Source organism: Ignavibacteriales bacterium (assembly GCA_026390595.1).
Lineage (GTDB): Bacteria > Bacteroidota > Ignavibacteria > UBA10030 > UBA10030 > UBA9647.
Map to the genome: position 1 here is coordinate 16219 of JAPLFQ010000016.1, position 11758 is coordinate 27976.

The 11758-nt window shown below is 53.9% G+C and carries 12 protein-coding genes; 9 read left to right on the forward strand and 3 right to left on the reverse strand.

Annotated features, from left to right (window positions below; translation table 11 throughout):
* Positions 1-5 precede the first annotated feature (5 nt).
* Positions 6-1367 (reverse strand): phosphoglucosamine mutase, encoded by a 1362-nt coding sequence (gene glmM, locus NTU47_06940; protein ID MCX6133532.1) that lies wholly within the window; start codon positions 1365-1367, stop codon positions 6-8.
* A 157-nt stretch (positions 1368-1524) separates the two neighbouring features.
* Here glmM and amrA point away from each other — a divergent pair, with 157 nt between their 5' ends.
* The 7 genes from amrA (at position 1525) to NTU47_06975 (ending at position 8468) form a co-directional block, all read left to right on the forward strand.
* A complete protein-coding gene (amrA, locus tag NTU47_06945; GenBank protein ID MCX6133533.1) occupies positions 1525-2091 on the forward strand; it encodes an AmmeMemoRadiSam system protein A in 567 nt (188 codons plus the stop codon).
* A 12-nt stretch (positions 2092-2103) separates the two neighbouring features.
* The gene (amrB, locus tag NTU47_06950) at positions 2104-2922 is read left to right on the forward strand and encodes an AmmeMemoRadiSam system protein B (GenBank protein ID MCX6133534.1); all 819 of its coding nucleotides are present in this window, start codon (positions 2104-2106) and stop codon (positions 2920-2922) included.
* Positions 2923-3115: 193 nt separating this feature from the next.
* The gene (gene hisJ / locus NTU47_06955) at positions 3116-3982 is read left to right on the forward strand and encodes a histidinol-phosphatase HisJ (GenBank protein ID MCX6133535.1); all 867 of its coding nucleotides are present in this window, start codon (positions 3116-3118) and stop codon (positions 3980-3982) included.
* 22 nt (positions 3983-4004) lie between these two features.
* On the forward strand, positions 4005-4787 hold the full coding sequence (locus NTU47_06960; GenBank protein MCX6133536.1) for an enoyl-CoA hydratase-related protein: 783 nt from the start codon (positions 4005-4007) through the stop codon (positions 4785-4787).
* A gap of 246 nt (positions 4788-5033) precedes the next feature.
* Complete coding sequence (locus tag NTU47_06965; GenBank protein ID MCX6133537.1) at positions 5034-6521, forward strand: glycine--tRNA ligase; 1488 nt, start codon at positions 5034-5036, stop codon at positions 6519-6521.
* A gap of 37 nt (positions 6522-6558) precedes the next feature.
* Positions 6559-7725: a hypothetical protein gene (locus NTU47_06970; GenBank protein ID MCX6133538.1), complete on the forward strand. Its 1167-nt coding sequence runs from the start codon at positions 6559-6561 to the stop codon at positions 7723-7725.
* Positions 7722-8468, forward strand: coding sequence for a ZIP family metal transporter (locus tag NTU47_06975; GenBank protein MCX6133539.1), 747 nt, complete (start codon positions 7722-7724; stop codon positions 8466-8468). The genes NTU47_06970 and NTU47_06975 overlap by 4 nt, the downstream gene beginning before the upstream one ends.
* Positions 8469-8489: 21 nt before the next feature.
* Here the strand turns inward: NTU47_06975 and porQ are convergent, their stop codons facing one another.
* Complete coding sequence (gene porQ, locus NTU47_06980; GenBank protein ID MCX6133540.1) at positions 8490-9419, reverse strand: type IX secretion system protein PorQ; 930 nt, start codon at positions 9417-9419, stop codon at positions 8490-8492.
* A gap of 163 nt (positions 9420-9582) precedes the next feature.
* Here porQ and rpmE point away from each other — a divergent pair, with 163 nt between their 5' ends.
* Positions 9583-9828: a 50S ribosomal protein L31 gene (gene rpmE / locus NTU47_06985; GenBank protein MCX6133541.1), complete on the forward strand. Its 246-nt coding sequence runs from the start codon at positions 9583-9585 to the stop codon at positions 9826-9828.
* 276 nt (positions 9829-10104) lie between these two features.
* Positions 10105-11463: a 16S rRNA (cytosine(967)-C(5))-methyltransferase RsmB gene (gene rsmB / locus NTU47_06990; protein MCX6133542.1), complete on the forward strand. Its 1359-nt coding sequence runs from the start codon at positions 10105-10107 to the stop codon at positions 11461-11463.
* Positions 11464-11504: 41 nt separating this feature from the next.
* On the opposite strand, the gene NTU47_06995 is transcribed toward rsmB, so the two are convergent.
* Entirely contained in the window at positions 11505-11744 is a 240-nt protein-coding gene (locus NTU47_06995; GenBank protein ID MCX6133543.1) for a hypothetical protein, read from the reverse strand.
* Positions 11745-11758 lie beyond the last annotated feature (14 nt).

Consider the following 11758-nt stretch of genomic DNA (forward strand, 5'->3'; position numbering starts at 1 on the left):
TGATGTCAGCCCTTTTGAATCTCTCCGATGAACTCAGAAACCAACTCATCGGCTCTCTTCTTCTCGTGGGCTTCGGCAATGATGCGGATGATAGGCTCAGTATTTGACTTGCGGAGATGGACCCAACTGTCCGGGAAATCGAGTTTGAGGCCATCGGCGGTTGTCACCTTTCCCTTCGCGCTGTATCTGTCCTGAACTCTCCTGAGGACGTCGTCGGGATTGACAGTGCCGAGGTCGATTTTCCCTTTCGTGATCGAGTACTGTGGAAGGCTTCGTTTGAGTTCGGATACGGTACCGCCAAATTCCGCCAGGTTCTGCAATGTCAGCCCGACGCCGACCGGCGCATCCCTGCCGATATGAGACTCGGGCAGAATGACACCGCCGCTTCCTTCTCCGCCGACAAGAGCGCCGACTTCCTTCATCTTTTTCGCTACGTTGATCTCCCCAACGGGGGTGCGAAGAAGCTCAGCGCCAAATTGAGCGCAGATATCATCGACGGCTCGGGTCGTCGACAGGTTAACCACAACCTTAGGAGCGAGTGACCGCGATCGGGCGGCATCCCGGGCAAGTACGAATTTGACAACGCTGGCGATGGTATATTCTTCTCCGATCGGGTCCCCCTTCTCATCGATGAGGACCAATCGATCGACATCAGGATCGACTGCTACGCCGAGGTCGGCCTTTTCCCGGCGAACGCGAGCTGAGAGGTCGCCGAGGTTTTCGGGGATCGGTTCAGGAGTGTGTGAGAAAACTCCGGAAATCTCGCAATTCATTTCGATGACGTCACATCCAAATTCGCGAAGCAATCTTGGGATGATGACGCCCCCCGCAGCGTTCACGCAGTCGACTACCACCCTGAATTTCCGTTTGCGCACTTTTTCAATGTCTATGTACGGGAGCGACAGCACGTTCGTAATGTGCTTGTCGATCATTCCCGGATCGGAGACGTGCGTACCCTGCTTTTCCCAAGACGCATAGGTTCTCGGCTGTCGAGCCGCTATTTCCCAGAGCCTTTGATTCTCGCCTGCGTCGAGGAAGAGGCCGGTCGCTGCGAGGAATTTCAGGCCGTTCCACTGCATCGGATTGTGACTCGCTGTGATGGATATGCCTCCGGAAGCCTGGGTCATCTCAACACCGAGTGCGACGGTGGGTGTTGGACATATTCCGATCGCGATCACGTCGCACCCCATTTGCGAGAGGGTGGAGGAGACAAGATGGGCAATGCTCTTTCCGGTGATTCTGCCGTCCCGGCCGATCACAACCGTACCCCCCTGGCAGTACTCGGCAAATGCGGCAGCATATTTGACCACCGTCTCGGGAGTGAGACTGCTTCCCACAATTCCGCGAATCCCCGAAATACTTACCATCAAAGACATACCTGATTCCGCTCCGTGTTGTAATGCGAATGTAAGAAACGACCGCTCCATAAGCAAGAAAAGGTCACGCTCTTCGCTTGGCATTTCCATTACTTGAATGTTGCACTCCGCATCAGTACCTTGTGCTGTAAGATTCAGGGAGAAATGAATGCAGTTGAGCGTCGCCGACAAGAAGGAACTTCTGAGAATTGCCCGGACATCGATCGCGTCGGCGCTTTCCGGTCGCCCGCACGCTCGAAGCGAAGGACGCAGGACTGCATTGAAGGAGCATTGCGGAGCTTTCGTCACCCTTCACCTTCATTCCGAATTGCGCGGTTGTATCGGGTATATCGAAGCTCGTTTCCCTCTTCATGAAACCATCGAGGAAGCCGCAGTCAAGGCGGCGTTGGAAGATCCCAGGTTTCTTCCTTTGACTGCCGAAGAACTGAAAAACGTCGAAATAGAGATCTCGGTCCTTTCTCCGCTGCAGAAGACCACAAACATAGAAGAGATCGTAGTGGGAAGGCATGGACTGGTGATCGATGCGGGACATGCGCGCGGCCTCTTGCTGCCTCAGGTGGCGACTGAATATGGATGGGGGAGGGAGCAATTCCTTTCCCAGACGTGCCGCAAAGCGGGCTTGCCTGTCGACGCCTGGAAGAAGAAAGGGGTCTCAATTCTTACCTTTACGTCGGATGTATTCTCGGAAGCTGAGTTCCAGAAAAAGAAGCATTAAGGAGGAGAGGCCGTGTCCCGAGTCAGGAAGCCCGCCGCAGCCGGATCGTTCTATGACGGAGATTCTGAAACACTGCGTGATCATGTCGATCGTCTGCTCGATCAGGCAGACGCGCCGGACGTGAAGGGGCCCATTCGGGGGTTGGTGTCACCGCACGCGGGATACATGTATTCGGGAATGGCTGCTGCCACAGGGTACAAGGCATTGCGCGGTTCCAAATACGATGCCGTCCTGATGGTCGGCCCCAGCCACCGGGAATATTTTGATGGGGTCTCGGTCTATCCGGGGGATGCCTATCGAACGCCGCTGGGTGATGTCCCTGTTCATCAGGAAATTCGCAAAGCGCTGGTGGAGGAGTCCCCGTACATCGAGGCTTCCGAAATTGGCCACCGGGGGGAACACAGCCTCGAAGTTCAGCTTCCATTTTTGCAGCGAGTGCTCGGTGACTTCTCCTTTGTACCTATGATTATCGGCAATCAGACGAAGGAGGTGTGTCCTGCACTGGGGGGTGCCATCGCTCGGGCGACCCGCGGCAAGAATGTATTGCTCGTTGCGAGCAGCGACCTTTCCCATTATCATCCTTACGCTGATGCGGTCAGACTCGACCGCCGTGTCATAGATCAAGTTGAGGCTTTTGACGAGACGGCCCTGATGGCGCAGATAGTGGCCGAGCAAGTCGAAGCTTGCGGTGGAGGACCGGTGGTATCGGTCATGCGCGCATCCAAGCTCATGGGAGCCCGCCGGTCACAGATCCTCTTCTACTGCAATTCGGGGGACGTCACCGGAGACAAAACTGCTGTTGTCGGATATCTTTCCGCTGCATTTCTTTAGATCCGCTGGTTTTCACATCCTCCCTCGATCAAGAGATTTCTTTTCACTTCATAACGAGTAGTCCGGACATCCGGTAACCGGTACCGAAAAGACCCGTCTCCCTGAAGTAGCGACTCCTTGCGTCCGGCTGCACCTGCGGTCGTGTCTTCCCAGTTCCAAAAGAGCAGAAAATTCCTTATAATGAAGCAAGTTTATGGAGCATCGCTGGAAGTGTATAGAAAAGGATTATCGCAAACCCGGAATGATAGTAGATTACCACACTCATAACAGGCTCTGCAGACACGCTCAAGGAGATCTCGAAGAATACGTTCAGGCGGCAATTCGGCTTGGGTTGGATGAAGTAGCATGCTCCGATCATGCCCCATTGCCGGGTGATTACGATCCTCGCCACCGGATGACGCTGGAGGAATTTAATTCAGACTATACGCCTGTAGTATCGGCGCTGAAGGAGAAATACGGCGGCAAGATTCGAATCAAGTATGCAATCGAAGTTGACTACCTCGATTGGGCCGCTGAGTGGAATCAGAAGTTCATTGGGCAGAACGATTTCGACTTTGTCCTTGGTTCGGTTCATTTTATTGGACCCCGTGGACAGGAGAAGCCGCTCTTTGGTCCCGAGTACGGCAAACACGAGCTTGAATCGCTCTACGAAGGTTACTATCAAACGATTGCTGACTCAGCGAAGTCCGGGATGTTCGATGTCATTTCTCATTGCGATATCGTAAAGAAGTTCGGCATCTTCTCCAGTAAACGGGTCGACGATCTGGTCAGGGAAGCCATGACCCAGATCAGAAATGGGGGGCTTTGCATTGAGGTAAACACCTCAGGGTTACGAAAACCGGAAAAGGAAACCTATCCAAGCCAGAAGATTCTGGCGCTCGCAAGGGAATTGAAGATACCGCTCACGATTGGCTCAGATGCGCATACACCGGAGGATGTCGGACGGGATTTCGACATTGCAGTGGATCTTGTTCAGGCGTATGGTGGCGGCAGACTTTCGGTATTTGAAAAACGCCAACGAACCGAGGTGAACGTTTCGAGACTTCGTACGCACGCATAACGCCAGAAAACGAGGACAATCTATGAGTTATCAGACGCTGATGGTTGAAAAACGGAACCGACTCGCGTTCGTTACCATCAATCGCCCGGAGAAGCTCAATGCGCTCAATGCTCAGGCCAAGGATGAATTGAAATCGGCGTTCGAGGTCTTGAAGAACGATGCTGACATCGATGTAATTGTTCTGACCGGGGCCGGTGAGAAGAGTTTCGTAGCTGGAACCGACATTAAGGAACTGACTGAGCTCGACCGACAGTCGGGGAGATCATTTTCTGAGGGGGGGCAAGCCGTCTTCAATCTTATTGAGAATCTGGGGAAACCTGTCATAGCGGCAGTGAACGGCTTTGCTCTGGGCGGCGGGATGGAGCTTGCACTGGCATGCCACATTCGCATTGCGTCAGAGAATGCCAAATTCGGTCAGCCCGAAGTGAACCTCGGCATCATCCCCGGATACGGCGGAACTCAGCGTTTGGCCCGACTGGCTGGAACAGGAAGAGCCCTCGAGATGATTCTCGGCGGAGACCATATCGACGCCCAGGAGGCTCTTCGCGTGGGACTCGTAAACAAAGTTGTTCCATCGGCGGAACTTCTGGCGACCGCGGAGGCCCTTGCGTTGAAGATTGCCGGGAAGGGTCAGCTAGCGATCAAGTTCGCTCTGCAGGCGGTGAACGCAACGACTGAGCTCCCGTTGTCGGCTGGTCAGGCGCTCGAAGCCGATCTTTTCGGCCAATGCTGTGCCTCAGAGGATTTCAAGGAGGGAACTCGCGCATTCCTGGAGAAGAGGAAGCCGGTGTTTAGAAACAAGTAGGGGAGTAGTGAAGTAACAAAGTAATTGAGTCGTAGAGATTTGGAGCAGGAGATGTGAAACTCGAGACGCAAGAAGTGAAAAGCGAGACGTGAGACGGATGCCAGAGATGGCAGCCAGAAGTTGGCAGACGGCTGGATCTTTCCCTGATCCTGTGGGCCTTCGCCCTTGAACTTCGAATCTGGAACGCGAAACCTGTGGTGAGCAAAGTCGAACCACTCTCAACCTAAAACTCAAAACCGAACTACCATGAACCAACCTAAAAGCGCGTTGAACGACCAATCGAAACTGATGGAGAAAATTGTTTCTCTGGCGAAACGGAGAGGCTTCGTATTTCAATCGAGCGAAATCTATGGCGGTCTCAATGGATGCTGGGACTACGGTCCGTTGGGAGTGGAAATGCTCAACAACCTGAAACAGCAATGGTGGAAGAGCATGACGTACCGCGATAACATCGAGGGGGTCGACGCGAGCATTCTGATGCATCCGCGTGTCTGGGAAGCATCCGGCCATGTCGAAAACTTTACTGATCCGATGGTCGATTGCAGGGGCTGCAAATCCCGCTATCGTCTCGATGTCCTTTTCGAGGACATGTCAGTCAAGCGCAAAAAGGAGGCCCTGCGGGAGATCGAGCCCGGGAAGTTTGACGGGCAGATCAAGGATGAGGTTGTGGTGGAGGAATTCGCAAAACGGGTGACGACCGACGCCGATGCGGCGGTCATGGTGACGTTCCTTTCGTGCCCGAATTGCGGCAACAAGGGGACTTTCACCGACGCCCGTAAGTTCAACCTGATGTTCAAAACATTCGTGGGTCCGTTGGAGGATTCGTCCTCAGTCGTCTACCTGCGGCCGGAGACGGCGCAGGGCATTTTCGTGAACTTTCTGAATGTCCAGTCGGCGGGGCGGCTCAAAATTCCGTTCGGCATTGCCCAGATAGGGAAGGCATTCCGTAACGAGATCAATACGAAGAACTTCCTTTTCCGCACGCGTGAGTTCGAACAGATGGAGATGCAGTTCTTCGTGAAGCCCGGCACGGACGTCGAGCAGTTTGAGTACTGGCGGTCCGAGAGAATGAAGTGGTTCATCGGACTTGGCATGAAACCGGAAAAGCTCCAATGGCATCAGCACCCCAAGGACAAACTTGCCCACTACGCCAAAGACGCGTACGACATCGAATTCCTCTTTCCGTTCGGTTGGGGGGAAATTGAAGGAGTGCACAATCGCACGGACTTCGATCTCTCCAGGCATGAGCAGTATTCCGGAAAAGGCCTCAAGTATTTCGATGAGGCGACGAAGGAGAAATTCACCCCGTATGTCATCGAAACTTCGGCCGGAGCGAGCCGGTCGTTCATGGCTTTCCTTGTGGATGCTTACAACGAAGAAGAAGTTCCATCGGCTGAGGGAGCAATGGAAACGCGGATCGTGCTGAAGCTTCACCCGAAACTGGCGCCGACAAAAGTCGCTGTGTTCCCGCTGGTGAATCGTGATGGGATGCCCGAGATGGCGGGAAACATCGAGTCCGATCTCAGGCAGCACTTCCGTGTCTTCTACGATGATAGCGGCGCGGTTGGTCGGCGCTATCGCAGGCAGGACGAAGCGGGGACGCCGTTCTGTGTCACGGTCGACTCGCAAAGCCTGCAGGATCAGACTGTGACCGTTCGCGAGCGGGATTCGATGAAACAGGAAAGAGTCGCAGCTGCCGGATTGCGTTCATACATAGCAGAGAGGCTAATGTAGCTTGCTTCCCCGAAGGAACCCCAGCCAAAACTGTGCATTGTTACTGAAAGCACGGCGATACCAACTGCTGCTCCTGGTTTCGCTGGTCTTCGCGTCAGCGAAGGGTCAGTGGATTGAAGACCCCGCTATCGATGCCAGAGTTCAGCGCGGGATCGGCCATATTTACAGTATCGAGTTTGAAAAAGCGGACAAGGAATTTGCGGAGGTTGTCCGGCTCGCACCAGAGCATCCGGCAGGGTACTTTTTTCATGCGATGACGGAGTGGTGGCGTATCCTCAGCAACTTCGACGATGAATCGCGGGATGGTGCTTTCTTGGCGATGTTGGACAAGGTAGTGGAGATGTGCGAGAAGCGTCTTGACGCGAACGAGAATGATGTGACGGCGCTGTTCTTCAAAGGGGGTGCAGCAGGGTTCAAAGGAAGGCTCAGGTCAAACAGGGGCGCATGGCTGCTGGCAGCGAAAGATGGTCTCGTGGCGCTGCCGTCGATTAGAAGAGCGAACAAACTTGAGCCGGCAAATTATGATGTCTTGCTGGGCATGGGAATGTACAACTATTATGCGGATGTTGTCCCGAGCCAGTATCCGGTTGTGAAACCTTTGATGCTGTTCCTGCCGGGCGGAGATAAAAAGAAAGGGTTGGAACAGCTGGAGCTCGCCGCCACCAAGGCGCGCTACGCGAAGGTCGAGGCAATGTACTTCCTGCTTCAGACCTACTTTTCGTACGAGAAGCAATACGTCAGGGCGCTTGAACTCGCGCGTGAACTCCACAGCAAGTATCCGAACAATCCGCTCTTTCACAGGATGTATGGCCGCTGCTACGTCAGTCTTGGATACTGGGCAGAGGCATTTCAGGTCTTCAACGAAGTTGAGGTGCGGTTCCGGAAGCATCAGGTGGGATATGATGATTTCGACGCCAGGGAGGCGTACTACTACACTGGCCGCCATTATTTCCTCGCGGGTCGTTTGGACGATGCGTTGAAGGACCTGTATCGCTGTGATGAGATTTCAGTGAAGATCGACAAGCACGTATCGTCAGGCTTTATGTCCATGGCGAACCTGACTATCGGCATGATCTTCGACCTGCAGAAGAAACGCGGGTCAGCACTTGCACAGTATCAGAAGGTGTTGAACATGAAGGAATACGAGAACACCTACAAAGAGGCTCGTCGTTTCATGGACAAGCCATATTCGAGGGCTCAATGATCGTTCGGACATTCCTTTTTGGTCTCGCCGCTGCGCTGGCAGAAATCCTCGGCGGCAGCATCATCTATCTGAAGAAGACATGGCCGCGGCGCGTTCAGGAAACACTCCTGGCGTTGGGGGCGGGGTTTATCCTGGCGTTGGTATTTTTGAAACTGGTCCCCGCAAGCATTCATGCGATTGGGGACAAGGCGATGGTGTTCTGCGTATTGGGCTTCGCTACGATTCACTTCTTCGAACACACGATCGTCGGGCACCTCCATTTCGGGGAAGAGACGCACGGCGACGTCATGGTATCAAAGACCGCTAGCCTCTCTGCATTTAGCGGGTTGTTCGTCCACGCGTTCTTTGACGGATTCACGATCGCAATCGGTCAGCAGTTCGACCCCATGCTGGGTATCCTGATATTCCTCGCAGTTCTTCTCCACAAATTTCCGGAAGGACTCACGATCGGCTCAATCGTCGTTGCGGCTGGATATTCGCGGAAGGCGGTGATGATGTCCACGGTTGGACTGGCCGGGGCGACCATGCTGGGGGTGTGCACGCTGTTTGTGTTTCAGAGCATCGGTGCAGAAGCTATCGGTGTGGGGTTTGCGTTCTCCGCCGGTATTGCGGTGTATGTAGGTGCGAGCGACCTCATACCGGAGATCAATAAGTCGAAAGATCGCATCCCGCCGCTCGTGGTGTTCGCGGGGATGATCCTTTTCTATCTGAGCGATGGAATGCTGGAAAGTCTGACCCGATAAGGGAAGCGGGGAGCGAAGTCCCTAGAGGCCCATACCGACAGAGACCCGGTGCAGACCGCCGATCTTGCCGTATGAGTTGAACGCGTAGTCGATCACATACTCGCCAAGCAGAATCCCGCCGCCGAGCGAAATGCCAGCAAGCCCGGCGCTAGTGCCGAGTTTCAGGTCTTTCCGCTGTTGATTGTTATAGCCAACCCGAAGTCTGACCGACTCACTCATCAACAGTTCTGCCCCGAAGGAAAACGAACTCAGATGATCCAGCGCTTTTTCCTGCTTGTCCATGATATGGTGGAAATCGAGATTCAGCAACACGGGCAGATGCTCCGGCCGTTTGGTGATGCCGATCTTTACGTCGAGTGGGAGGGACTCCTTGGTGCCGTTGTAGGATTGCAGCTGAGTACCGAGCGTCAAAACACTCGCGCCTATGGTGATGTTTTGTGATGGAACCTGGTACAGGATGCCTGCGTCGATGGCAATTCCGGACGATTTGAACTCGCCGATCGATGAGTAGATGAGTTTCAGGCTCATTCCCACGCTTGTTACGTCGTCTATCGAGCGGCCGATGCCCATAATCAATGCTATGTCACGGGCACTGAATGTCCCCAGCGAATTCATCGATTCATCGGTCTGGTTGAAGGATCCATAGTCGACATAGATGATTCCGCCTCCGACAGTACCAACTCCATCGACGGAACGGGCATACGAAAGGTACCCGCTATTGACATCGAGCAGATGCTTCAGGAATCCGGCGGAGCCACGGGGTTGCGTAAGGGTTGTGAGAGCGCCCGGGTTATAGAAAATCAGGTTGGGATCATTGGTCATCGACGCGAAGCTGCCATTCAACCCGGCTGCGCGCGCCCCGACTTCGTTACGAAGGAAACTGAATGTGCCTTTGTCCTGAGCAAGAGACGCCATTCCGCACAGGCCAAGAAGAAAAATCAATTTGGTCAATTGTCTCATCTAGACCAATCTACCCAAATCCGAACATAATTTCAAGGATTCGGCATTCCTTCGAATGATCGCAGCCGGTCTTTCTGAGCAAGAATGCCGTTGCAAGTGTGACCAAAAAAGGCTACCTTATAAAGCAAATGAGAAAGAAAACTTGGAGAGTTCGATGAAGCCCGGAATACACCCTGACTACAAAAAAGCAATCGTAACCTGCGTCTGTGGCAACACATTCGAGACGCGCTCGACGGCTGGAAATCTGCACGTTGAAATCTGCTCGGCCTGCCATCCGTTTTTTACGGGTAAGCAGAAGCTGGTTGACTCCGCTGGTCGAGTCGAAAGGTTCAACAGGAAATACGGAAAGAAGACTGCTGCCCCGGCGTCTGAGCCGGCAGAAGCAGCTCCTTCTGCGTGAGTTACATTCGTTTTTCGACATTGAGCATGCGGAATGCAATCGGCAGTTGCATTCCGCGTTTTCTTTTTAGAGTCATCTGAAGAATCCTCACGCGTTGCTCCCTGAGAACGCACTACGTCTGTTCTGCCGAATTTCGAATCCCCTTTGACGCAGCGCTCATGGAGGTGGGTGGCGCTCAACCGACAAGGCCATAGCCGGATTATCCGAATGAGATAATCGCTCTCTGATGACACGACTTCAAAAGGCTCTGCAACGACGATGCAAGACCCGCTCCGAATGAGTATTGATTCCGATACGACAAACCTGTACCGCGGACCACGCGGCACTGCGGTGAAGATACTCAATCGCGTCGATCGATCCGATTCGTACCTCGACCGCCTCCTCGACAACGAGATGCGTAACACGGACATGAACGAACTCGACAAAGGGCTCTTGAACGAAATCGTGACAGGTGTCGTCCGCTGGCAGATGAAGGTAGACTGGGTCCTGACCGGATTCTTCCATGGCAACTTCACGAAGGCCGAGACCAATATCAAGAATGCCCTGCGAGTCGCTCTGTACCAGATCCTCTTTCTGGACAAGGTCCCGCACTCAGCGGCAGTCAACGAGTCCGTCGAGTTCATCAAGCGGCTGAGGGGCCAGAAGGTAGCCGACCTTGTGAACGGGGTGCTGCGGAATATCCTCCGCAACCTCGACAACATCCGATACCCGGACCAGAACGAGGATCAAATCCAACACCTGGCGGTCATCGAATCACACCCGAACTGGATCGTAAAACGCTGGGTGAGCCGCTACGGGTACGACGAAGCAAAGAAGTTTCTCGCAGCGAACAACGAGCGGCCCGACCTGACGCTCCGCGTCAATCGCCTCAAGATCGATTTCAATTACTTCCTCAACCAGTTGGAACAGCACCAGGTGCAGTTCTCGAAGGCGGAGTATCTCGATTTCTTCGTGCGGGTGAAGCACATGGCGGGAATTGGTGGATCGGAGATGTTCCGTCAGGGCTTCTTTGTTGTCCAGGATGAGAGTGCAGGCCTCGCGGTGCAGCTTCTCGATCCAAAGCCCGGAGATCGCGTGATTGATATGTGCGCGGCTCCCGGAGGAAAGGCTACGTTCATTGGCGAGCTGATGAAGAATGTCGGTGAAGTCGTCGCGGTTGACAGGTATGAGAGCCGGCTCAACCTTGTGAAGAGCGCGTGTCAGCGGTTGGGTATTGCGAATGCGCATTTCGTGGTGGCGGACGCAGCGACCATTCAGACTGCGCCTGCCGAGAAAGTGCTCGTGGATGCTCCATGCTCCGGTTTGGGAGTTCTTTCGAAGAAACCTGACGCGAAATGGAAACGTGAACCCGAGGACCTGGTCAGGCTCGTGCAGACCCAGAAAGCCATTCTCGAGAACGCTGGAAAGCATGTCAAGCCGGGCGGAGTTCTCGTTTATAGCACATGCACAACGGAGCCGGAAGAAAATTTCGGCATGATAACGAACTTCCTTGATACGCATTCGGAATTCACGATCGAGAATGCGAACCAGTTTGTGAACCCAAAAATCGTCACCTCCGACGGCTTTATCGAGACGTTTCCTCATCGCCACATGATGGACGGATCATTCGCAATCAGGTTGAAGAAGTCTCCGTAGGAGCAGCGCCTCAAAGTACTTTCCTTCCAACGTATTTCTCTCTATATTCTCACGGCGTTTTGATCCAGGAAACAGTCGTCCTGCCTGATGACAAGACTGCCCTTGTGTTGCCCCATGGATGCGTTGCCAAGGAGGACCGTCATGAATCGCTTCATCTCAGCTTTTGCTGCAGTATGTTCTTTTGCGATCTTCTTTTTGATCGTCATCGCCCCTTCGCGATCCGGCCACGGCGCAGTGCCTGCTTCCGAACCATTTGCTTCAACCTTCTCAATCGTCGCCATCGATCCCGTCTCAG